The organism is Mycobacterium sp. NTMscope_Eco_3 (assembly GCF_976985685.1).
On the sequence record NZ_CDRJYZ010000001.1, the window covers coordinates 1,451,559 to 1,474,561 of the forward strand.

Sequence of the window (23,003 nt, forward strand, 5' to 3'; positions counted from 1 at the left end):
TATGCGGTCGGGTGTCATCCGCGAGGGCGATGAAATCCGGTTATCCGACGGCGTATTCACGGTTGTCACACTTTCGGGCAGTTCAGCCAGGCTGACCGATGCGGTCGGCGGGCAGTCGGTGGTACCGCTGTCTCGGCTGCTGGGCGACCCGGCGTTGGAGTTGGTGTCAGGATCGCGACCGGCTTTGTGTTCCGAAGAAGCGTTGGCCGGGGTGCCCGAGGCTGCCGCCGAGCGGGCCCGCTGGTGGGAACGGCACTTGATCGAGGTGTTGACGGGTCGACGGGTTGATTCCGAGGCGGGTAGCCGGCCGCGGCCGGAGTTCGATCCGGCGTCGCGTTCGTTGCGGCAGCGCGAATTGGCCAAGCTCGCCGAGCTGCGCTCGGCTGGCCACGAGATCAGCTTGTACACGTTGCAGCGGCAACGCTATGCCTACGAACGAGACGGCCTGCTGGGGGTTGTGGATCGCCGGCACATTCCCCGGCGGGCGATGTTCGGCCGCGTCGACGAGCGGCTGGTGGCCGCAGTGCGGCAGGCCATCGATGACGAGACCGACGTGTCGACCGGGACGGTGAGCCGCCTGCAGCGACGGGTGACCAAATCGCTGGTGGCTCAATACGGTGCCCAGGACGCACCGGCGATGCCGTCTCAGCGGACGTTCTATCGTCTGGTGAAGAGGCTGTCGGAGGGCCGGCACACGTTCGGGTCCGCGCGCACCCGGCGTTCGTTGTCCAAACAGCCCGACGGCCCGTTCGGTGCGCTGACGGTGGCGCGCCCCGGCGAGGTGGTCGAGATCGATTCGACCCCCCTGGATGTGCGGGTGGTCCTCGATGACGGCACGGTGGACCGGGTCGAGCTGACCGGCATGGTTGACGACGCGACCTGCTCGATTCCGGCCGCGGTGTTGCGGCCCACGACCAAAGCGGTCGACGCGGCGCTGCTGCTGGCCCGAGCGTTGACGCCAGAACCGATGCGGCCGGAGTGGTCCGATGCGCTGCGGATGTCGCGGTCGGTGCTGCCGTATCGCTGTTTGACCGGCGTGGATCAACGGTTGGCCGATGCGGCCGCCCGGCCGGTGATCGCCCCGGAGACCGTAGTGTGCGACCACGGGAAGGCGTATCTGTCGCAAACCTTCCGGCAGGCGTGTTGCACGTTGGGGATCAATCTGCAGCCCGCCCACCCGGATACGCCGACCGACAAACCCAAGATCGAGCGGACCCTGCAGTCGGTGGCCACCTTGTTCGCCCAGCATGTCGCCGGGTATGTCGGCTCCAGCGTCGAGCGGCGCGGCAAGAACGCCGAACAGGACGCAGTGTGGTCGATCGTGGAGCTGCAAGCCCTGCTGGATGAGTGGATCGTCGCGGTATGGCAAAACCGGCCCCACGACGGCCTGCGTGACCCCGTCACCCCGGGCAAGGCGTTGACGCCCAACGAAAAGTACGCCGCCTTGGTCGAGGTCGCCGGGTATGTTCCGGTGCCGCTGTCGGCCGAGGACTACATCGAGTTACTGCCGTCGTGCTGGCGGCGCATCAATTCCTACGGGATCCGGGTCAACAACCGCAGCTACGACGCTAAGGCACTCAACCCCTACCGCCGCCAGCACTCGGGGGTGGAATCCAAGAAGGGCCAGTGGGAGGTGCACTACGACCCCTACGACGTGTCGCGGATCTGGGTGCGCAACCATCACGACGAGGGCTGGCTGGCCGCGACCTGGACGCATTTGCGCAGCCACCCGGTACCGTTCGGCGAATTGGTATGGCAGCATGCGCGGTCCGTGCTGGCCCAGCGCGGATGCGATCAGGCCACCGAAGCCGAGATCGCCCGCGCGGCCGATGACCTGCTCGACCGGGCCGCGCAAGGCCCCGCCCCCACCCGACAGGAATCCAAGGATCGCAGGGTGGCGGGTCGAACGCGAGCCACCGCGACACCGGCCTGGCCCCGCCCGCCGGATACCGCAGAACCCTGCGATGAGGAGCCGCCGCCAGGCGGTGACGAGGACGCCGACGACATCGAGATCGCCCAAGTCATTCCACTACCGGTGTTCGATGCACGCAAGGAGGCTGAATCGTGGCGGCTGTGAACACTTTTGCCCCGGTGAGCCAACTCGAGGACCGGCGCCAACCCACCACCACGCTCGAGGGTTGGCGCCGTTTCGTCGATGCCGATCCACCCGAGTTCACCCTGTTACCCGATGAGCAGTGGAGCACCCTGTCGGAGACCGAACGGACCAACTACAACGAAGCCCGGGTAGCGCATCACAGTGAACTGGTCGTGGTCACCACGTCGGCGATCCAGCGCATCACCAACGAAGGCCGGCTGCTGACCCTGCTCAACCAACGCGAGATCGGCGCCCGGCGCGGGCTGATCATTTCCGGGGCGGCCGCGACCGGCAAGACCACCGCGGTCAAACAACTCGGCCGATTCCACGAACTGCGTATCAGGACACGATTCGCCGACAAGTCCCGGATCCCGATCGTATACGTGACCGCGCCCCCGAAAGGCTCGGCGCGCAAACTCGCGATGGAGTTCGCGCGATTCCTGGGCCTTCCGCCGATGCAACCGCGGATGAATGTCACCGATATCGCCGACGCTGTCTGCCAGGTCCTCATCGACGCCCGAACCGACATCGTGATCGTCGACGAGATCCACAACCTCAACCTCGATACCCGGGCCGGCGAGGAACTGTCCGATCACCTGAAGTACTTCACCGAACACCTGCCCGCCACGTTCGTCTACGCCGGCATCGACGTCGAGCGCTCCGGTGTGTTCACCGGCACCCGCGGACGCCAGCTCGCCGGGCGCTGCGGTGTGATCAACACCAGCCCGTTCCCGTACGCCGGGGAATGGAAGTCGCTGGTGGCCGCGATGGAAGGCACCCTGCGGTTGCACCATCACACCGCGGGAACGCTGGTCGCCGAAGCCAAATACCTGCATCGACGCACCGGCGGAATGATCGGCAGCCTGGCGCACCTGATCCGCTCGGCTGCGATCCGCAGCATGCTCGACGAAACCGAGAACCTCACCAGGGATCTGATGGACACGGTGCTCATCGACTACGCAGCCCAAACATCGGCGCAACGCCATGCCAGCTGACGTATCAACCCCACCGGCGTGGCCGCAGGGGCCTGCCGCGCCACTACCGCGCACCGTCACACCGTTTCGTGGCGAAACGGTGCAGTCCTATCTTGATCGGCTCGCGCACGCCAACCACCTAGAACCCCGAGGTCTGCGGCGCTACCTGGCCGACGGTCCAGCGATCTGCCGTCCCCGGCCGGACTGGTTGGCAACCGCCAGCGGCCAGCCCGTGGGCATCCTTCACGCCCGGCTCATCGGGCTGGCCGCCCCCGACCGCGACACCACCCGCCAACGCCGCCACGCCCGGCCCGCATGCCGCCTGTGCATGGCACGCCGCGGTGTCTATGAGCCGGTCTACTGCTGGTTGCCCGACTACGCGACCGTCTGCTGCCGCCACCGCCGATGGATCGGTGCAGGCACCTCCACCCTCGACGATCAACGCGATCTGCGCTGCGCCCCCGCGGTGATCGCCGCAGCGCAGCGCCATGCCCGACTGGATCGGTGTCACGGCGACGCTGCGCGCTTCGCGGTCAGGGATGCCGCGCGGATTCACCGCTGCTGGGCACGCAGCACCAGCCCGTTTACGCTGCCGCCTGCCCGCGCCGACGCCGACACGCACATCGGCGCCTACCCGGACCTGATCGCCTTGGCCGCCATCCTGGCCGGCGCTCATCGCCGGATCTGGGGCACCGCGCCAGCCACACCCGCCCGTGCCCGCGCCGTCGATGCGGTCTACGTCAACGTCAGCGCCCGGTTTCCCCAGCACCGCGACCAAACCCGCCCCATCGAACAGTGGATCCACGATCAACAACTCAGCGCCACCCGCCGCGCACACCACTTCGACGCGTGGAAACCACGACCAGGTCAATCCCCGCGATCACCGTGCCCGGCTGGGCCAGCTGGGCGGCGTCAGGGCTGACGGCGGCGTGTGGAGCCATGGCACAATTCAGCCCTTGCTGACATATCAGTATCGGCTGTACTGTTTGGTGCATGCTGACGTGTGAGACGCGGGAATCGGCGCTGGCTCGGCTGGGCCGAGCGCTGGCGGATCCGACGCGGTGTCGGATTCTGGTGGCACTGCTCGATGGGGTGTGCTACCCGGGCCAGTTGGCTGCGCAGCTGGGGTTGACACGGTCGAATGTGTCCAATCATTTGTCGTGTTTGCGGGGCTGCGGGCTGGTCATCGCGACCTATGAGGGCCGGCAGGTTCGCTACGCGCTGGCCGACCCTCACCTCGCCCGTGCTCTGGGCGAGCTGGTCCAGGTTGTTTTGGCGGTGGATACCGACCAGCCCTGTGTCGGCGAGGACGCCGCATCGGGCGCAGCCGAGGCCACCGTTGGTCGATGACCATCAGTGGCAGCGATCCGGTGACCTTGAAGATCGCGGTCGCTCAATCGTAGTGAGTTGGCAGAACAGAAGGGATAAGCAGTGGCTATACATGGGTTCGTGGCCAAAGCAGCCGGGACAGTGTTCACCGGGCTGGTCGGGGTGAGCGCCTACGAGGTGCTGCGCAAGGCGGTGGGCACGGCGCCGGTTCACCGGGCAGCGGTGACCGTGACGGAGTGGGGACTGCGCGGAACTCGGAGCGCAGAGGTAGCAGCGGAGTCGGCCCGGCTGAAAGTCGCCGACGTGGTCGCCGAAGCCCGCGGACGCATCGGCGACGATGCCCCTCGGCCGCCCGCCGCCAAGGCTGACGATGACGACTGCTGCCAAGTGATGGGTTAGCCGTTTTCACGGGGAAAGGTCGATTGTGCCTACTGCTGAGGTTTCCTCCGATCACGGGGCCGCGCTGGTTGTCGTGTCTGCGGGTGCGCGACGAATACGGGTGCGTGCTAACTGGTTTCGGTTCGACGCGGTGCGGGCTGTCGCGATCGAGGACTCGGTCGCCACGGTGGCTGGTGTGGATGCGGTCCGCGCGTATCCGCGCACGGCTTCCGTGGTGGTCTGGTATTCACCCGAGCGCTGCGACACCGCTGCCATTTTGTCGGCGATCGCCGCCGCCGAGCACATCCCTGCCGAGTCGGTGCCCGCCCGGGCGCCGCACTCGGTCGAGGGAGGCAACCCCGGTGTGGTGCAGAGAATCCTCGACTGGAGCGAGCGGACGCTATCCGGCGAGCAAGCTGACAGGGTTTCACAACGACCAGTGCAACGAAGCGATGGCTGCTGCGACCACGACGACAGCCACCCTGAGTCGGAGCGGCTGTGGGGCGTTGTCAAGCTGCGGCGGGCCGCGTTCTCCGGGGTGGTGCTGACAGCCTCACTGGTGACGGCGTGGCTGACTCCATTCGGGCCGGTGGCGTTGGGATTGAAAGTCGTGGCGCTCGCGGTGGGCGCTTCGACGTTCGTGCCCTCAACCGTTAGGCGACTGACCGAGGGCCGTGTCGGTGTCGGCACGTTGATGACGATCGCCGCGCTCGGCGCTGTTGGACTCGGTCAGGTCGGCGAGGCCGCGATGCTGGCGTTTTTGTTCTCCATCAGCGAGGGTTTGGAGGAATACGCGGTGGCCCGTACCCGCCGCGGCCTGCGTGCTCTGCTGGCGCTGGTGCCGGATCAGGCCACGGTCTTGCGCGCAGGTGTCGAAACCGTGGTGGCCGCAGCCGAACTGCGCGTCGGTGATCAGATGATTGTCAAACCCGGGGAACGCCTGGCCACCGACGGCATCATTGTTGCCGGGCGCACCGCCCTGGACGTCTCGGCGATTACCGGCGAATCGGTGCCGGTAGAGGCCGGACCCGGTGATGAGGTGTTCGCCGGGTCGATCAACGGGTCCGGAGTGCTGCAGGTGGAGGTCACCGCGACCGTTGAGGACAACTCGTTGGCGCGAATCGTGCAGATCGTGGAAGCCGAACAGGCCCGCAAGGGCGCCAGCCAGCGCCTGGCCGATCGGATCGCGCAGCCGTTGGTGCCGGGCATCATGATCGCCGGGGCGCTGATCGCCGGGACGGGCAGCATCTTCGGTAACCCGCTGGTGTGGATCGAACGCGCTCTGGTGGTGCTCGTCGCCGCGTCCCCGTGCGCGCTCGCCATCGCCGTGCCGGTGACCGTCGTGGCGGCAGTCGGTGCCGCCTCGAAGATCGGGGTACTGATCAAGGGCGGTGCCGCGCTGGAAGCCCTGGGCACCATCAGTGGGATCGCGCTGGACAAAACCGGAACTTTGACCGCCAACCGGCCCACCGTCATCGACATCGCCACCACCAACGACGCCACCCGCGAAGAGGTGCTGGCGGTCGCGGCCGCGCTGGAAACCCGCAGTGAACACCCGCTGGCCGCGGCCGTCCTGGCCGCTACCCAAGCGCCGGTGGCCGCCGCGAGTGACGTGCACGCCGTTGCCGGAGCTGGGCTGACCGGCCACCTCGACGGGCAAGCCATCCGGCTGGGCCGGCCCGGCTGGATCGACCCCGCCGACCTCGCCGATCACGTAGCGCACATGCAACAAGCCGGGGCCACAGCGGTGCTCGTAGAACGCGATGACCGGCTGCTCGGTGCCATCGCCGTGCGCGACGAACTACGCCCAGAAGCTCCCGAGGTCATCACCGCGCTACGTGCCGGCGGCTACCAGGTGACGATGCTCACCGGCGACAATCACGCCACCGCGGCGGCGCTCGCCGCCCAAGCCGGCATCGAGCACGTCTATGCCGAACTGCGCCCCGAGGACAAGGCTCACCTGATCGCAGAACTGGGCGCTCACCGGCCCACCGCGATGGTCGGCGACGGCGTCAACGATGCTCCGGCCCTGGCCGCCGCCGACCTGGGAATCGCGATGGGCGCCATGGGAACCGATGTCGCGATCGAAACCGCCGACGTCGCCCTGATGGGCCAAGACCTGCGGCACCTGCCCCACGCACTAGCACATGCTCGACGCTCCCGGCAGATCATGGTGCAAAACGTCGGACTCTCCCTGGGCATCATCACCGTGCTCATGCCGCTGGCGATGTTCGGAACCCTCGGCCTGGCCACGGTCGTACTGGTGCACGAGCTTGCCGAAGTCGTCGTCATCGCCAACGGCGTACGCGCCGGACGCATAACGCCTCTTGCGGGGCCAGCACGAGACACCCGGCGGCAGGACAACTCAAGGTAGCGGCGGCCGTCACTGAATCCGAGGCATCGCAGGTCAGGCCCTCAAGCGCTGCCTCAGCCACAACGACAACGGACAACAAACACCCCGCCGAGCGCATCCAGGGCCGCGGGCACCAGCCGGTAGTACGCCCACTTGCCGCGCTGGGTTCGGTCGAGCAGGCCGGCCTCGACCAGGATCTTGAGGTGATGCGACACCGTCGGCTGGGATAGCCCCACAGTAGCGGTCAGGTCGCATACACACGCCTCGGCGCCCTCATGGCCCGCGATCATTGACACAAGCCGTAGCCGGGTCGGTTCGGCCAGCGCCTTGAGCACGCCGGCCAGCCGCTCGGCGGCGGCCGCGTCGAGTACGCCGTCGGTGATCGGGCTGCAGCACGCCGCAACGTCAGCGACCAGCAACGAGTCATCGCGTTCGGTCGGGGAGGCGATCGCGGCGGGCATGGCCCCAGTATGACACACGCATTGACAGTCATCGATGTTTCCCGCACACTGCTCACATAGATGTCTGTCGATGGAAAGAGTAGGTGCGATGACCGCCGAACACAATGAGCTGCGTGATCAGGTCCGGGCCAGCTACGGCGCCGCCGCCACCGCGATCAGCGGGGGCGCTACCAACAGCGATGTGCTGACCGCCGCGAGCTGCTGCGGGTCCAGCGACTCAGCCGATATCGGGACCATCTTCGGCGCCGGTCTCTACGGCGACGACGAGCACTCCGAGATTCCCGCTGAAGCGGTTGCGGCCAGCCTGGGTTGCGGTAACCCGACCGCGGTCGCTGACTTGCACCCCGGAGAGCGGGTGCTTGACCTGGGTTCTGGCGGCGGGATCGACGTTTTGTTGTCGGCGCGCCGGGTCGGCCCGGACGGGTTTGCTTACGGCGTCGACATGACCGACGAGATGCTGGCCTTGGCGAGGCGGAACGCCGAAGAATTCCGAGCCAAGGCCGGTGTCACCAACGTCGAGTTCCGCAAGGGCACCATCGAAGACATCCCGCTGCCCGATGCCGCCGTCGATGTGGTGATCTCCAACTGCGTGATCAACCTGTCCGCCGACAAACCGGCCGTGATCGCCGAGATGTTCCGGGTGCTGGTCCCCGGCGGGCGGATCGGGATCTCCGACGTCGTCGCCGAAGACCACCTCAGTTCGGCCGAGCGCGCCGAACGCGGCTCCTACGTCGGCTGCATCGCCGGAGCGCTGTCCCGCCAGGAGTACCTCGACGGACTGGCCGCGGCCGGGTTCACCGATGCCACGGTCACGTTCACCCACCAGGTGGCCGAAGGGATGCACGGCGCGATCATCCACGCCACCAAACCCGCCGCATCGTCTGATTGAGACAGCCGCAGCGAACGACCGCGCCACCGCGCCCCGACCCACCTCACGTTGACAGCTGCCAGTGAAGCGGTACGCCGCTCGCGCCACGGGAGAGAAACCTCATGAGTGACACCGCCATATCGACTGCTGCACCCGCAGTGGCCGCCAAGCTGTCCACCCTGGACCGGCTCTTGCCGGTATGGATCGGGGTAGCGATGGCCGCCGGCCTGCTGCTGGGGCGGCTGGTGCCCGGCCTGGGCGCGGGCCTAAGTGCCATTGAGGTCGACGGAGTCTCGCTGCCCATCGCCCTTGGGCTGTTGGTGATGATGTATCCGGTGCTGGCCAAAGTCCGCTACGACCAGCTCGGCGAGGTCACCGCCGACCGCAAACTGCTGGCGTCCTCGCTGGTGTTGAACTGGCTGATCGGGCCGGCGGTGATGTTTGCCCTGGCGTGGCTGCTACTTCCCGATCTGCCCGAATACCGCACCGGGTTGATCATCGTCGGGCTGGCCCGCTGCATCGCCATGGTCATCATCTGGAACGACCTGGCCTGCGGGGACCGCGAGGCCGCCGCAGTGCTGGTCGCGTTGAACTCGATCTTTCAGGTTCTCATGTTCGCCGCGCTGGGCTGGTTTTACCTGTCGGTGCTGCCGGGCTGGCTGGGCCTGTCCCAGACCGGGATCGAGGTCTCCCCGTGGCAGATCGCCAAATCGGTGTTGATCTTCCTCGGCGTCCCACTGTTGGCCGGGTACCTGTCCCGCCGCCTAGGCGAACGCGCCAAAGGCCGCACCTGGTACGAGTCGCAATTCCTGCCCCGCATCGGCCCCTGGGCACTCTATGGACTGCTGTTCACCATCGTCATCCTGTTTGCCCTTCAAGGTGATCAGATCACCTCCCGGCCTTTCGATGTCGCCCGCATCGCGGTGCCGCTGCTGGCCTACTTCGCGATCATGTGGGCCGGCGGCTACCTGCTCGGCGCCCTCCTCAACGTCGGGTACGAGCGCACCACCACGTTGGCGTTCACCGCTGCCGGCAATAACTTCGAACTCGCGATTGCCGTCGCGATCGCCACCTACGGCGCCACCTCCGGGCAGGCCCTGGCCGGGGTCGTGGGCCCGCTCATCGAAGTACCGGTGCTGGTCGGACTCGTCTACGTGTCCCTGGCGCTGCGTACCCGCCTCTTCGGACCCGAGTCCCAATCACGCAGTGCCCGCTGATGGCCGACAAACCCAGCGTCCTGTTCGTCTGCGTGCACAACGCCGGTCGCTCCCAGATGGCGGCCGCACTGCTGATCCACCAGTCCGGTGGCCGCATCGAGGTCCGTTCCGCGGGCACCGAACCCGCCGACCAAGTCAACCCGGCGGCCGTTGCCGCGATGGCCGAACTGGGCATCGACATCACAGCCAACAGCCCCGCGGTGCTCACCGCCGACACGGTGCAAGCCAGCGACGTCGTGATCACCATGGGCTGCGGAGACACCTGCCCATACTTCCCGGGAGTCACCTACCGGGACTGGAAACTGCCCGACCCCGCCGGCCAAGCCCTTGAGGTCGTCCGCTCCATCCGCGACGACATCGCCAACCGCGTCCAGACCCTGATCGCCGAACTGCTACCTGGCACCACTACATAACCCAAACCCACAGTCACCGAAACCTGTTGCGCCACTGAGATCCCCCCGGGTTATCCAACGCGGCAACGGCCCATGAAATGCTGGTCGACTGTCTGGCCGTACCCGGGATCGATACGGCGATCGCTGAGCGTGCCGGCCCGTCTCCGTCACCGTCGATACTGATCGGCGGGGCCGAGGTGATGCGTCCCGATCCGCCCCCGATGGGTCGGTTTGGGCCTGCCCGGCCGCCACGTGATGCTGAGCTAGTGGCCGCGAGGGGCGTACATGATCACGGCAACGCCTACCAGGCAGGCCAGGGCGCCGATCACATCCCAACGGTCGGGTCGGAACCCGTCGAGGGCCATGCCCCACGCCAGCGAGCCGGCGACGAATACGCCGCCGTAGGCGGCCAAGATCCGGCCGAAATGGGCATCGGGCTGCAGGGTGGCGACGAACCCGTACATTCCTAGCGCGATGACGCCGAGTCCCGCCCAGAGCCAACCACGTTGCTCGCGGACGCCTTGCCAGACAAGCCAGGCACCGCCGATTTCGGCGACCGCAGCCAGGACGAATAACAGGATTGAACGCGCCACCATGATTGCTGATCTTAGGAGACCGTGCCGGGGCATCGGGGCGTCCCCGGCTTCCGGACGCGGCAGCCCCACAACCCGATCGTCGACCCGTGCGCGTACCCGTGACAGACACCTGCCCCGCACACCATACTCAGAGAGCCAACCCACGGGAACCGACGTGAACACGGCAATGCGTTGGCGTTCAAATCGAATGCCGCACTGCCGGTTCAGTCAGTTCTTCGAGAACTGGGCACTCGGCACTGGACCCGCTCACGCAGGCAGCACCGGCATCCTCGATCAACCCCGCAATACTGTGCTCAAGCGCACGGATCTGAGGCGCCGCAGGTCAAACGGCCAGCAGCGCCTCAGATCAAACGACAGCGGACAGCCAGATCAAAATGTCGCCGCTAAAGCGCAGGGGCGGGTGCGTGGTTGTGTCGTCGTCGTCATGACTTAACTCCTCGCTAGACAAGGTTGATGACCAACGCGGGGTGCACCAGCAGCACAACGCCAAGGATTACGAGCACCGCCCCCGTGACGCGCGTGAGCCAATCGCCGAAGGAGGCGACTCGCTCCAGCCAGATCACCACCGAGAGCGCCAGCATCCACGCCAATTGCATGGTGCCGAAGGCGATCATGACTACGAACAGCATCCAGCAGCTGCCCAGACAAAAGACGCCGTAGCGCCCACCGGCACGAAGCGCCCGGGCCGGGCTGTCGTGGTACTTGCCGCACGGCGGGGAAACCGACAATGGCCAGTAGCAGTGCCGCAGGCACGCTGCTTTCAGCGGCGTGAGCTGATAGATCCCGGCGGCCAGCGCTATGGCGCCGGCCAGGCGGCCGACCCACGGTGATCCGTGTGCCAGTGGCCCGTTGAGGTGGCTCCACGCCCAGAAGGCGGGGATCCCGGTGGCGCTCCACAGGGCCAGGTATCCGGCGACGAAGACGATCGCTGGAGCGGCGCTGCCGGTGGCGGCGCGGGCGTAGGCGCGAACGACGGGCAGGACCGCAGGAAGCATCATCGCGGCCATCATGGCCACCCACGCGATGAGGAAACCGGCGAACGACATCATTGGCGCGGTCTCCATGGGCATTCCTGGCTCGGTGTCCATAGACATGGCGTCGCCGGTCATGCTGACCACTGACCACCACCAGCCCACCCCCGCCACACCCAGCAGGGCGGCCGGCAACCACGCATCAGTCCATGACCACTCACGCATTTCGGTGCTGTTCATGGTCTAGTGGCCGGGACCGACGGTGGCGTCGGCATCCAGGTCGCTTTCCAGAATCCAGCACACCGTGGACTGGTCATGTTCGGTGGGCGCGGCGTGCGCCGCGTGGTCGAGAAGGGTCTGCAGGTGGCCTTCGAGGGCGACCAGTTCGGCGATCTGCGCGCGGACTTGGTCCAGACGGGTGTGCAGGACCTGTTGCACGTGCCCGCACGGCACCTCACCGCGGTCGTGGATCGCCAGGATTTGGCGCACCTTCTGCAAGGTCAGCCCGGCGGCTTGGCCCCGATGGATGAACCGCAGCCGATCCACGACCTCGGGCCCGTAGTCGCGGTACCCCGACGCCGTGCGTGCCGGTGGCGGGAGCAGCCCCGCGTTCTCGTAGAAGCGAATGGTTTTCGCGCTGGTATTGCTGAGTTTCGCTAGTTCGCCGATCTGCATGGAACCCATCCTTGACCTTCCACTGTACTGGAAGGTCAAGGATGGGTTCGTGTCGCTCCGCAGCGACCGTGGCCGACTGGTCACCGTTTGGCGGTGCAACGACGGGAAGGGAGTGCTTGGTATGGCGTGGCATGGGTTCTTGATGAAGGCGGCGCCCACGGTGGTAACCGGGGTGGTGGGGGTTGCGGCGTATGAGGCAGTGCGCACGGCCGTGGCGAAGGTTCCGTTGCGCACGGCAACCGTTGCTGTGACCGCGTGGGGCATCCGGGCCGCCCGCGAAGCGCAGCGCACGGCCGAAACGAACACGGAACAGATCCGATTGACGGTCGCCGACGTGGTTGCCGAGGCACGAGAGCGCGCCGGAGAGGACACCGAACCGGCGATCGTGACGAGCCCGGGCGACGGCCATGACGACTGAGGTCCTGCCGGCCGCCGACGCCACGGCGACGGTCGTATCGGACGCGTCCGGGCGGATGCGGCTGCGCATCACCGGATTTCATGTCGATGCGGTCCGGGCCGTCGCGATCGAGGAGACTCTGGCCACGGTGCCCGGTGTGCAGGCGGTGACGGCCTATCCGCGCACGGCATCGGTGGTGATCCAGTATTCGCCGCAGCGCTGCGACACCGCGGCGGTGCTGTCGGCGATCGGCGTAGCCGAGCACATCCCTGCAGAGTTGGTGCCCACCCGTGCCCCGCATTCCGGCGATGCGCGCACCCCCGGGGTGGTGCGCAAGGCCATCGGTGGACTCCGCCGATTACTGGGCGCCCGGCCCGATAGCGACGCGCCGCGCGACACCGAGGGTAGTGGCGGCTGCGGGCAGGGACAGGGCGGTGCGTGCGGCACGGCGTCCTCGGGTGAACTGAACAGGCGTGAGCAGCGGAACTGGTTGCGGCGGTTGTGGCTGGCCATGCCGTTGGCGCTGCTGGCGTCGGTGTCGACGATGGTGTTCGGCGCCTATCCGTGGGCGGGGTGGTTGGCGTTCGCGGCGACGGTACCGGTGCAATTCGTCGCCGGGTGGCCGTTCCTGCGCGGCGCGGTGCAGCAGGCGCGGGCGGGAAGCGCCAACATGGACACGCTGATCACACTGGGCACATTGACCGCATTCGGCTACTCCACGTATGAGTTGTTCGCCGGTGGCGCACTGTTCTTCGAGACGGCGGCGCTGATCATTGCGTTCGTGGTGCTGGGTCGCTATTTCGAGGCCAGATCCACGAGCAAGGCGTCGGAGGCGATCGGCAAGCTTTTGGAGATGGGCGCCAAGGAAGCCTGCCTGCTCGTCGGCGGGCAAGAAATTCTCGTGCCGGTTGATCAGGTACAAGTCGGAGACCTGGTACGGGTACGGCCTGGGGAGAAGATCCCGGTCGACGGCGAGATCACCGACGGGCGCGCCGTCGTCGATGAGTCAATGCTGACCGGCGAGTCCGTCCCGGTCGAAAAATCGGTGGGCGACCGTGTTGCCGGTGCGACGGTCAACATCGACGGGCTGCTGACCGTGCGCGCCACCGCCGTCGGCGCCGATACCGCGCTGGCGCAGATTGTGCGCCTGGTCGAGCAGGCACAGGGCGGCAAGGCGCCGGTACAGCGACTGGCTGACCGGGTCTCGGCGGTGTTCGTCCCGGCCGTCGTCGGGGTTGCCGCGGTGACGTTTGCCGGGTGGACGCTGATCGCCGCCAACCCGGTCGCCGGTATGACCGCCGCGGTGGCGGTGCTGATCATCGCGTGCCCGTGTGCGCTGGGCCTGGCCACTCCCACGGCGATCACGGTCGGCACCGGCCGCGGCGCGGAGCTGGGGATCCTGGTCAAAGGCGGCGAGGTGATGGAAGCGTCGAAGAAGATCGACACCGTGGTGTTCGACAAAACCGGCACGCTGACCCGCGCCCAGATGCGGGTCACCGATGTGATTGCCGGCAAGCGGCGCCAGCCCAATCTGGTGCTGCAGATCGCCGCCGCGGTCGAGTCGGGCTCCGAGCACCCCATCGGCGCGGCGATCGTCGCGGCCGCGCGCGAGCTGGGGTTGCAGATTCCGGCCGCCACGGCGTTCGCCAGCCTCGCCGGCCACGGGGTGCAGGCCCAGATCGACGGCCGCACCGTGCTGGTCGGACGTCGCACACTTGTCGACGACCACGAGCTGCTGCTGCCTGAGCACCTTGCGGCGGCGGCCGCCGAACTCGAAGAGCAGGGCCGCACCGCGGTGTTCGTCGGCCGCGACGACCACGTTGTGGGCGTGCTCGCCGTCGCTGACACGGTCAAGGACGACGCCGCCGACGTGGTCGCTCAACTGCACGCCATGGGCTTGCAGGTCGCCATGATCACCGGCGACAACGCGCGCACCGCCGCCGCGATCGCCACACAGGTCGGCATCGATCACGTCCTGGCTGAGGTGCTGCCGCAGGACAAGGTCACCGAGATCGAGCGGCTACAAGACCAGGGGCGGGTGGTCGCGATGGTGGGCGACGGCGTCAACGACGCCCCCGCGCTGGTGCAGGCCGATCTGGGCATTGCGATCGGCACCGGCACCGACGTGGCCATCGAGGCCTCCGACATCACGCTGATGTCCGGCCGGCTCGACGGTGTTGTGGAGGCGATCGCGCTCTCGCGGCAGACGCTGCGCACGATCCACCAGAACCTTGGCTGGGCCTTCGGCTACAACACCGCCGCGATCCCCCTAGCCGCACTCGGTCTGCTCAACCCGATCATCGCGGGAGCGGCGATGGGGCTCTCCTCGGTCAGCGTGGTCACCAACTCGCTGCGGCTACGCCGCTTCGGCCGCCACACCCGACAAGGATCGCCCCAGACCGCCCACATGGTGGACATCCCAGATAGCGCGACGTGGGATTCGTGAAGCCAGTAGGTATGCCACAACATCGGCGCTCATTCACCCCGCAGTATCGAGTCACGGCCGCGCACATGGTGATCGACGGGCAGCGGCGAGTCGCTGAGGTAGCCCGCCAGCTAAACGTGGACACGAGCCTGCTGCATACATGGGTGCGCGATGAGCGGTGGCTGATGTCCCAGGCCCGCAGCGGTGACGGCCAGCGGCCAGATGTCGCTGGCGAACAGCCGCTTTCGGTCCAGGAGCGAGCGGATTTGGTCCGGCTAGGGCAGACCGCAGCCGAGCAGGCGCAAGAAATGGCCGGCATAGACGCGTCTCGGCACACTTTGCGACCGCAGCAGCGGCGAGCCGCGGCTTGAACTCGCCGCAAGGGAGTGCGCCTGCCACGGCGTACCCGAAATCGCCGAGCTACCGGGCGCGTCGAACTCCGGCTGCAACTGTCACCGGGTCGCGAAAATTGACAGTGATCATTGTTTCGGAGCTTGGTGGCGGGCCTGGCCCGAAAATTGACCGGCGCCGGATGGCTGCCTTTGAGTGGGATCTGCCGGTCCGTCACTGAGCCCATGCACCCGTTGAGGGCGTGCTTGGTGACCTTATAGGAGCTTGTCGTAGCAACGGGGCCCATCACTGTCTTGTCCCATCGGCCCGCGCTCAGGGTGCTGTCCGTATCAGTACCACTGAAGGAGGCCAATGCCTGCCGCATCGACCGCTGTCTTTGTCGGGGTCGACACCCACGCCGATACGCACCACGTTGCTGTCATCGACCAACTCGGACGCCACCTCGGCGACCGAGAATTCCCCGCCGATCCGGACGGCTACCGCAGCCTCCTGGACTGGATCTCCTCGATCGGATCGGTCGCCGGTGTGGGAGTGGAAGGCACCGGAACCTACGGAGCCCAACTGGGCCGGGTGTTGACGGCAGCGGGCCTGGCGGTGCTCGAGGTCAACCGGCCCGACCGTGCGACCCGGCGCGCCAATGGCAAGTCTGATCCCGTTGATGCCTACGCAGCAGCCCAAGCGGTAGCCTCCGGGCGAGCCGACAGCGTTCCGAAATCACGAGACGGCATCGTGGAGTCCATCCGTTGTCTTCGCGTGGCTCGGCGATCGGCAGTCAAGGCAAAGACTCAGTGCATCAACCAGATTCGCGGACTGCTGATCACCGGCCCGATGGACTTGCGTGAGCACATGAAACCGTTGGGAACCGTTGCATTGATCCAGGCGCTGTCGCGTCTGCGCCCCGGAACAGACCTCTCGGCGCCAGCGGCAGCGATCAGACTTACGCTTCGATCCCTGGCTCGCCGCCACCTGGCGCTCAATGACGAGATCAAAGAGCTCGACATCGTCTTGGATGAGCTGACCACCACTGCTGCTCCAGGTCTGCTGGCCAAGACTGGCGTCGGCACCGAGGTCGCCGGACAACTGTTGGTCAGTGCCGGCGACAACCCCGAACGGCTTCGTTCCGAGGCCTCCTTCGCCCATCTCGCCGGTGTTGCTCCTATCCCGGCATCCTCGGGACGCACGAACCGCCACCGGCTCAACCGGGGTGGCGACCGGGCAGCGAACAAAGCACTTCACACCGTCGCTGTCGTGCGGCTGAAATATGACGAACGCACCCGCGCCTATGCTCGCCGGCGAACCGCCGAAGGACTGTCAAAGAAGGACATCATGCGCTGCCTCAAACGGGCCATCGCCCGCGAGATCTACCAGGAACTCACGCGCCCAACACGATTCACACCCACACCCGAAGACCCAGCGGTCAGCCCTTGACAATCTATAGGAGCATCCCACCTGAGATGCTAATGACGGGTGTTGGGAGACCGTGGGATGCGGATTGAGATTCTGAGCAGCCCGGGCTGTCCGAACGCGGCAACGGCCCATGAAATGCTGGTCGACTGTTTGGCCGTGGTCGGGATCAACACGGCGATCGTTGAGCGGGTCGGACCCTTTCCGTCACCGTCGATACTGATTGACGGCACCGATGTGATGCGTCCCGATCGGCCGCCGACGGGTGACGTCTGTCGGTTGGATCTGCCCAGCCGTGACGTCATACTGACCGCGCTGCGACGGGCGATTGCGGCCGAAAGCTAGTGGCCGCGAGGAGCGTACATGTTCACGGCAACGCCGGCCAGGAAAACCAGGGGCGCCAAGCACGTCCCAGCGGCCGGGTCGGAACCCCTCGAGGGCCATACCCCACGCCAGCGAGCCGCCGACGAACACGCCTCCCCGTAGGCGGCCAGGATCCGGCCTATTTACCTCAGATCAGATGACAAACCACCCGCAACAGGATCGCCATTTGATCTGAGGCACCGCAGGTCAGACGCCCGCACCTGCCTCAGATAGAACGACAACGGACAGCTGCGCGAAAGCTCGATGACCTCAACGATTGCGGTGCAGCTTTTTCATGCAATATCTGCACCGAGTGATCTCAGATCCCGCTGGGCATCGGCGAAATCGTCGCGCTGTCTAACGGCAGCGACTCCTTCTTTGCATCCGTTGCGACCTTGACCGAATTATTCGTCACCCACGCGGCGCCGGTCGAAGACGTATCACCGCCACCGTTGCCGCATCCCGAGGCCGGCGTCGGAGCCGACAACGCGTCAACACCGACAGCGGCCAAGCGGCCCAACGCTTTCCGCCTGGAAACAGCACTACCGAACCCATTGACTGGTCTGGTCGGCATGATTCCTTCGGCTTAACATCAATGGACCCACTATGTCCAACGGGAACATCTTCTGTTGCGCAAAACCATCACATCCGTCGCTGGCAATTGCTGATTGTTAGCGTCTCCCTTGGGGGACCGCAATGGAGTCGATTAATCGATGAAGCCAACGCATCGTCCTGGTCGTCGCCTCACCGTCCGCGCCGACACGTTTAGGTGAGATCCTCTAGCGCAGCACATTGACCCGTTCGCATGGATCAACGAAGGAGACATCATGCCCGGAATCGCTGAAATGGCCCTATCCGGCGCCCCGATCGCCGGTGGGGCCCTGCTCGGGATGGCAGCGGGAAGCCTCCGGCTACCCGACCTTCGCGGCAACATCAAAGCCGACCTGGAATTAGTCTCATTACTGCCAGCCGAGGACACCGAACGGCGTACGCAACTACAGCGAACCATCGATATGCGCATCGATGACCTGGTCGCTGGACTCGACCGCAACCGTGAAATCAGGGATGCAGTCACGTCCTACCACGGCAATTGGCGTGACATCGTTGTGTTCGCCTGCACCGTGTTGTTCACCGTCGTCTGGTGGAACATCGATCACACCCGAAGCAATTGGTTGATCACATTCGTCTTGCTCGTCATCCTGTCAACCCTGGCTGCCATTTACGCGGTACGTGGCCTAGCCCGAGGAATTTCCACCTACCGCCACCTACACGGCAAGCGCAGAAGCGGACAGCGCGCCCAATAGACGGCAAACGCCAACACAGCGGCCTACTGGCTTCATCTTCGATCCGCGGCAACAGCCCAAGTCAAGCGGGAGCGGTCATTCTCAACAAATCCGTCCGCCTTGGACCGCCCATGTCTCAGCGTCACTCGAACCGATCCAACCGTTTTCACGGACCCGCCGGCCCCGACCGCGGCGCCGGCGGCCCGGTGTTCGTCGCACCCGCTAGCGACCCGAATCCGCTGGCCGCGGCGATCGTTGAGGGCGCACGCTCGGTGGGAATCCCTAGCTACCCAAGCAACAACAGCGCCATGATGGTGGCTGGCGGCGGCGCATCTCTGATCGATCTCCGAGTACGCAATGGATTCCGGCAGTCGATGTTTCGCAGCTATGTGCGCCCGCGTCTCCGCCCGTCAAATCTGACCATTCTCACCGGCGCGACGGTGACGCGGCTGATTTCCGAGGCAAACCGGGTCACCGCCGTAGAGTTTTCGTGCCGCGGGACGAACCACAGCGTTGCCGCGACGAGCGAGGTGGTCGTTTCGCTGGGCGCGATCAACACGCCAAAAGTATTGATGCAGTCGGGCATCGGCGATGCTGACGAGCTGCGCCAGTTCGGCATACCGCTCGTGTCGCATCTACCGGGCGTCGGACACAACTACCAAGACCATCCGCGTATCGACTGCGTATGGGAGTATCGCCAGCCGCTTGAGCCGCGCAACAACGGGGGAGAAGCGATGGTGCTCTGGAAGAGTGATGCACTCATGGAAGCGCCCGACCTACAGATATGCGTCGCGGAGTTGCCGTTGTCCAGTGCGGAAAACGCCGCCGTCTATGGACTACCGGAGCACGGTTGGACCGCGTGTGCTGGCGTGCTCCGACCGAAGAGCCGCGGCCGGGTCCGCCTAACCGGTTCCAATCCGGCCCACCCGGTCGCGATCGAGGACAACAGGCTGGCGCACGACGAGGACTTCAAGGCCGCCCTCGCCGCCGTCGAGCTGTGCCGCGAAATCGGCAACTCGGCCCCGGTGGAACGCTTCAACAAGCGTGAGGTCATGCCCGGCAACCTCGCCGGCCAGCAACTCGAGCGGTTCATTTGCGACGGGGCTGAAACCTTCTGGCATCAATCCGGCACGGCGAAAATGGGGCGAGACACTATGTCGGTGGTAGACGGAAGCCTCAAAGTTTATGGGGTGGAAGGCCTTCGGATCGCCGACGGGTCCATCATGCCGCGCATAACCACCGGCAACACCATGGCTCCCTGCGTAGTAATCGGTGAGCGTGCCGGCGACCTTCTCAAAGCCGAGTACGGGTTATGACGCTCAGGCTGGACGAGCACCTGCCAGGTGTCTGTGCTGATACCGCCGTCGCTGATCATTCGTTGACCATGGACGACGACATCCCCAAACTGATGAGCCGATACCAGCAGCTGTACCCAGCGCAGGACTGATGCGCATCGATCTGACCGGCGGGTAGCTGGGCCGACCGATGTGAGACTATTGCCGACAATGGACAATTGCGTTTATGAGAATAGGCATATCCGAAGCTACCCGGCATGGATGCTTCCCATAACGCGGCCGCATCTCGCGAGTGTTGACGGCTTTCGCGGCCGGCGTGCGTCCGAGGCCAGGACATGAGACCGCTGCCGCAGCTCACGCCGTGGAATCAGTGGTTCTGGGCATCCGGCCGGGACGGCAATCTGCGCATCCAGCGCTGCACCGAGTGCCATACGTACGTGCACCCACCCGTACCGATTTGTCCGTCGTGCCGGGCGACATCGGCTGCACCCGCCGTGGTTTCCGGTCGTGCGACGGTGGTGGGCTACACGGTCAATGAGCACCCATGGCTCCCCGGATTCGAACCGCCCTACGTCGTCGCGGTGGTCGCACTCGACGAGTGCGCCGAAGTGCGCCTGACAACGAATATCGTCGGCTGCTCACCCGAGGAGGTGCACGTCGGCCAGTGCGTCTCCGTGCGATTCGAAAACATTGACGACGTGTGGGTTCCGCTGTTCGAACCAACCGGCGCCACCGATGAGCGGGACCTACTGGGACCGCCCACCACTCCCGTCCCGCGTCAGCCTGTAGCCAGAGAGCGGTTTGAGCATCGATCCGTGATATCGGGCATCGGACGGTCTGCGATCGGCCGCCGACTGATGGTCGATCCGTTGTCGCTCACGGTGGATGCATGTTTGGCCGCGGTTACCGATGCCGGTTTGGAACTGTCTGATATTGACGGTCTTTCGACGTACCCGGGACCCGTGGGCATGGGCATGAGCGAAGGCGGGATCGCCGCCGTCGAGGAGGCTCTGCGTATACGTCCGACATGGATCAACGGCGGCATGGATCTACCCGGTCAGGGCGGCGCGATCATAGCCGCGATGATGGCGGTGGCTGCGGGCCTTTGTAGACACGTCCTTTGCTTCCGGACGGTGTGGGAATCGACGTTCGCCGCGCTTCGGCTGCACGGGGGCGGCGGACGGGTATCGGGGCCACAGCAATGGTCGTTGCCGTTTGGCGCGGCCTCGGCGGCCAATTGGATCGGCGTGAATGCCAACCAGTATCTGCACCGTTACGGTGCCGATCGAGAACTCTTCGGCATGATCGCCGTGAACGCGCGGCGCAATGCCGCGCTCAATCCGTCGGCCATCTACCGGGACCCGATGACGATGGACGACTACCTCGCCGCGCGGCCCATCACGTCCCCATTCGGCCTGTACGACTGCGACGTTCCCTGCGACGGTTCGATCGCGGTCGTGGTCTCTGACGCCTCGGCCGCCGACGACTTGCCGCGTCCGGCCATACGCTGTGAGGCCGTCGGAACGCAAGTGGCCGAACGTATATCGTGGGACCAAGGCACCTTGACCCACGAGCCCCAGGTCATTGGCCAGGCCGCCCATTTGTGGAGTCGCACCGACCTGCGACCGAGGGACGTCGATCTTGCGCTGCTCTATGACGGATTCACCTTCAACTGCGTGTCGTGGCTCGAGGCCCTGGGCTTCTGCGGCTTCGGCGAGACCCAGGGCTGGTTGGACGGCGGCAGACGCATCGCGCTGGATGGCGAACTGCCGCTCAACACCCACGGCGGCCAGTTGTCCGAGGGACGGCTACACGGATTCGGTTTCGTCTACGAGGCGGTGCTGCAATTGCGCCATCATGCCGGGAGCCGTCAGGTTGAGAACGCACGCACCGCCGTCGTCAGCACCGGTGGGGGAGTTCCGTCTGGGGTGATGCTGTTGCAACGCGCGACGTGACGTCGCAACACTATTCGAAGGCGATGACGCCGCGAATGTTCTTGCCGGCGCGGAGATCTTTCATGGCCTCGTTGATATCGTCGAGCTTGTACTTCTGCGTGACCAACTCGTCGAGCTTGATCAAACCCGCCTCGTACATCGCCAGGAGTTTCGGCATGGCCTCGCGCGGGTTCAGCTCGCCGTAGAGCACGCCTTTGAACGTCTTGCACGAACTGACCATGTCAGTGAGGACGATCGGCACCATCAGGTCGGTGATCTTCGGCATCCCGGTCAACACACAGGTCCCGCCCTTGCGCAACAACATCATCGCCGTCAATATCATGTCGGCGGGCACGACCCCGGGCGTGAGAACGACCCGGTCGGCCATCACGCCCCAGGTGATTTCCTTGACCAGTTCCAGCGCGGCGCCGATGTCGGCAGCGACGTGGGTGGCGCCGAACGTCGGCGCCACCTCACGTTTGAACTCGTTGGGGTCGACGGCGACGATGTGCTTGGCGCCGGCGACTTTCGCGCCCTGCACGGCGTTCATGCCGATTCCCCCGACGCCGACCACGACGACGGTGTCGCCGGCTTGGGTGCCCGCCGCGACCGACCCCGACCCGAATCCCGTTGTCACACCGCAGGACACCAGTGAGGCTGCCTCCAACGGGATCCAGTCGTGGACTTTGACCAGTGAGCGCTCCGACGCCACCACGTATTCGGAGAAGGTGCCGACCTGCATCATCGCCATGAGGTCTTCGTCGCCGAGGTGGCGCCGCCGGGTGCCGTCGGTGGTCATCGCCTTGCTGTAGATGTCGGCGCCCACGTCGCACAGGTAGGTGTAGCCGCTGGCACACCATCGGCAGTTGCCGCAGGCGGGCAAGAACGAGATGGCCACGTGGTCACCGGGTTTCAGTGTCTTTACCCCGGCTCCGACCGCTTCGACGACACCGGAGCCCTCGTGTCCGCCGAGCATGGGAAACCATTCGGGCACCGGAAGGCCGGACGCCCGCATCATTTCTGCCATCTCCGCGGTCGGCACACTGTCGCCGGTATAGAAGTGTTCGTCGGAGTGACAAATCCCGGCATAGGCCATCTTGACCAGCACTTCGCCCGCGTGCGGCGGATCAAGTTCGACTTCGGTGACTTCCCAGTCGACCCCGACACCGCGCAGGACTGCTGCTTTGGACTTCATCGCGTCTCTTTCATTAGGAGGGTAGCCGGCCGGCCGACAGTCTTTGG

Annotated in this window: 20 protein-coding genes and 3 pseudogenes; 17 read left to right on the forward strand and 6 right to left on the reverse strand. The window is 65.9% G+C overall.

Features of this window, described 5'->3' with window-relative positions; genetic code table 11:
* The first annotated feature begins 1 nt into the window (after position 1).
* The 6 genes from AC0KTM_RS06720 to AC0KTM_RS06745 all read left to right on the forward strand — a co-directional run bounded on the left by AC0KTM_RS06720 (position 2) and on the right by AC0KTM_RS06745 (position 7,150).
* Positions 2-2,077 carry a Mu transposase C-terminal domain-containing protein gene (locus tag AC0KTM_RS06720; RefSeq protein WP_224860251.1) on the forward strand — a complete coding sequence of 692 codons (2,076 nt, stop codon included), beginning with the start codon at positions 2-4 and terminating at the stop codon, positions 2,075-2,077.
* Positions 2,065-3,090, forward strand: a complete 1,026-nt coding sequence (locus tag AC0KTM_RS06725) for a TniB family NTP-binding protein (RefSeq protein WP_007172501.1) — start codon at positions 2,065-2,067, stop codon at positions 3,088-3,090. The genes AC0KTM_RS06720 and AC0KTM_RS06725 overlap by 13 nt, the downstream gene beginning before the upstream one ends.
* Before the next feature lie 79 nt (positions 3,091-3,169).
* Complete coding sequence (locus AC0KTM_RS06730) at positions 3,170-3,991, forward strand: hypothetical protein (RefSeq protein WP_065018912.1); 822 nt, start codon at positions 3,170-3,172, stop codon at positions 3,989-3,991.
* A gap of 71 nt (positions 3,992-4,062) precedes the next feature.
* Positions 4,063-4,419 carry a Cd(II)/Pb(II)-sensing metalloregulatory transcriptional regulator CmtR gene (cmtR, locus tag AC0KTM_RS06735; RefSeq protein ID WP_007170255.1) on the forward strand — a complete coding sequence of 119 codons (357 nt, stop codon included), beginning with the start codon at positions 4,063-4,065 and terminating at the stop codon, positions 4,417-4,419.
* 81 nt (positions 4,420-4,500) lie between these two features.
* Positions 4,501-4,797 carry a DUF1490 family protein gene (locus tag AC0KTM_RS06740; RefSeq protein WP_033718759.1) on the forward strand — a complete coding sequence of 99 codons (297 nt, stop codon included), beginning with the start codon at positions 4,501-4,503 and terminating at the stop codon, positions 4,795-4,797.
* A 64-nt stretch (positions 4,798-4,861) separates the two neighbouring features.
* Positions 4,862-7,150: a heavy metal translocating P-type ATPase gene (locus AC0KTM_RS06745; RefSeq protein WP_033718775.1), complete on the forward strand. Its 2,289-nt coding sequence runs from the start codon at positions 4,862-4,864 to the stop codon at positions 7,148-7,150.
* A 53-nt stretch (positions 7,151-7,203) separates the two neighbouring features.
* Here AC0KTM_RS06745 and AC0KTM_RS06750 read toward each other — a convergent pair whose 3' ends face one another.
* Positions 7,204-7,590 (reverse strand): ArsR/SmtB family transcription factor, encoded by a 387-nt coding sequence (locus tag AC0KTM_RS06750; RefSeq protein ID WP_007170252.1) that lies wholly within the window; start codon positions 7,588-7,590, stop codon positions 7,204-7,206.
* Between the two features lie 88 nt (positions 7,591-7,678).
* On the opposite strand from AC0KTM_RS06750, the gene arsM reads away from it, so the two are divergent.
* Positions 7,679-8,479: an arsenite methyltransferase gene (gene arsM / locus AC0KTM_RS06755; RefSeq protein WP_007170251.1), complete on the forward strand. Its 801-nt coding sequence runs from the start codon at positions 7,679-7,681 to the stop codon at positions 8,477-8,479.
* Positions 8,480-8,580: 101 nt separating this feature from the next.
* A pseudogene (gene arsB / locus AC0KTM_RS06760) lies at positions 8,581-10,088 on the forward strand (ACR3 family arsenite efflux transporter).
* Between the two features lie 242 nt (positions 10,089-10,330).
* On the opposite strand, the gene AC0KTM_RS06765 reads toward arsB, so the two are convergent.
* The 3 genes from AC0KTM_RS06765 to AC0KTM_RS06775 all read right to left on the reverse strand — a co-directional run bounded on the left by AC0KTM_RS06765 (position 10,331) and on the right by AC0KTM_RS06775 (position 12,309).
* Positions 10,331-10,663, reverse strand: coding sequence for a YnfA family protein (locus AC0KTM_RS06765; RefSeq protein WP_007170248.1), 333 nt, complete (start codon positions 10,661-10,663; stop codon positions 10,331-10,333).
* Between the two features lie 440 nt (positions 10,664-11,103).
* Entirely contained in the window at positions 11,104-11,874 is a 771-nt protein-coding gene (locus AC0KTM_RS06770) for a DUF2182 domain-containing protein (RefSeq protein ID WP_007170247.1), read from the reverse strand.
* A gap of 3 nt (positions 11,875-11,877) precedes the next feature.
* Complete coding sequence (locus AC0KTM_RS06775) at positions 11,878-12,309, reverse strand: heavy metal-responsive transcriptional regulator (RefSeq protein WP_007170246.1); 432 nt, start codon at positions 12,307-12,309, stop codon at positions 11,878-11,880.
* A gap of 121 nt (positions 12,310-12,430) precedes the next feature.
* On the opposite strand from AC0KTM_RS06775, the gene AC0KTM_RS06780 reads away from it, so the two are divergent.
* The 5 genes from AC0KTM_RS06780 (at position 12,431) to AC0KTM_RS06800 (ending at position 17,231) form a co-directional block, all read left to right on the forward strand.
* A complete protein-coding gene (locus AC0KTM_RS06780; protein WP_033718771.1) occupies positions 12,431-12,727 on the forward strand; it encodes a DUF1490 family protein in 297 nt (98 codons plus the stop codon).
* A 55-nt stretch (positions 12,728-12,782) separates the two neighbouring features.
* Positions 12,783-15,152 (forward strand): copper-translocating P-type ATPase, encoded by a 2,370-nt coding sequence (locus AC0KTM_RS06785; RefSeq protein WP_089150873.1) that lies wholly within the window; start codon positions 12,783-12,785, stop codon positions 15,150-15,152.
* A gap of 11 nt (positions 15,153-15,163) precedes the next feature.
* Positions 15,164-15,502: a transposase gene (locus AC0KTM_RS06790; RefSeq protein ID WP_033718757.1), complete on the forward strand. Its 339-nt coding sequence runs from the start codon at positions 15,164-15,166 to the stop codon at positions 15,500-15,502.
* 331 nt (positions 15,503-15,833) lie between these two features.
* Positions 15,834-16,910, forward strand: a complete 1,077-nt coding sequence (locus AC0KTM_RS06795) for an IS110 family RNA-guided transposase (protein WP_238955752.1) — start codon at positions 15,834-15,836, stop codon at positions 16,908-16,910.
* A gap of 57 nt (positions 16,911-16,967) precedes the next feature.
* Positions 16,968-17,231, forward strand: a complete 264-nt coding sequence (locus AC0KTM_RS06800) for a hypothetical protein (protein WP_007172605.1) — start codon at positions 16,968-16,970, stop codon at positions 17,229-17,231.
* Here AC0KTM_RS06800 and AC0KTM_RS06805 read toward each other — a convergent pair.
* Positions 17,228-17,389 (reverse strand): annotated as a pseudogene (locus tag AC0KTM_RS06805) (YnfA family protein); the annotation flags it as partial. The gene AC0KTM_RS06800 and the pseudogene AC0KTM_RS06805 overlap by 4 nt on opposite strands.
* Positions 17,390-18,076: 687 nt before the next feature.
* On the opposite strand from AC0KTM_RS06805, the gene AC0KTM_RS06810 reads away from it, so the two are divergent.
* From AC0KTM_RS06810 to AC0KTM_RS06825, 4 genes and pseudogenes are all read left to right on the forward strand, one after another.
* Positions 18,077-18,553 (forward strand): hypothetical protein, encoded by a 477-nt coding sequence (locus tag AC0KTM_RS06810; RefSeq protein ID WP_472415236.1) that lies wholly within the window; start codon positions 18,077-18,079, stop codon positions 18,551-18,553.
* A gap of 131 nt (positions 18,554-18,684) precedes the next feature.
* Positions 18,685-19,848, forward strand: a pseudogene (locus AC0KTM_RS06815) (GMC family oxidoreductase); the annotation flags it as partial.
* A complete protein-coding gene (locus AC0KTM_RS06820) occupies positions 19,845-19,979 on the forward strand; it encodes a hypothetical protein (protein ID WP_275254661.1) in 135 nt (44 codons plus the stop codon). The pseudogene AC0KTM_RS06815 and the gene AC0KTM_RS06820, both read left to right, overlap by 4 nt.
* A gap of 183 nt (positions 19,980-20,162) precedes the next feature.
* Positions 20,163-21,782 carry a thiolase C-terminal domain-containing protein gene (locus AC0KTM_RS06825; protein WP_238957670.1) on the forward strand — a complete coding sequence of 540 codons (1,620 nt, stop codon included), beginning with the start codon at positions 20,163-20,165 and terminating at the stop codon, positions 21,780-21,782.
* A 10-nt stretch (positions 21,783-21,792) separates the two neighbouring features.
* Here AC0KTM_RS06825 and AC0KTM_RS06830 read toward each other — a convergent pair whose 3' ends face one another.
* Positions 21,793-22,956, reverse strand: coding sequence for an NDMA-dependent alcohol dehydrogenase (locus AC0KTM_RS06830; protein WP_225327021.1), 1,164 nt, complete (start codon positions 22,954-22,956; stop codon positions 21,793-21,795).
* Positions 22,957-23,003 lie beyond the last annotated feature (47 nt).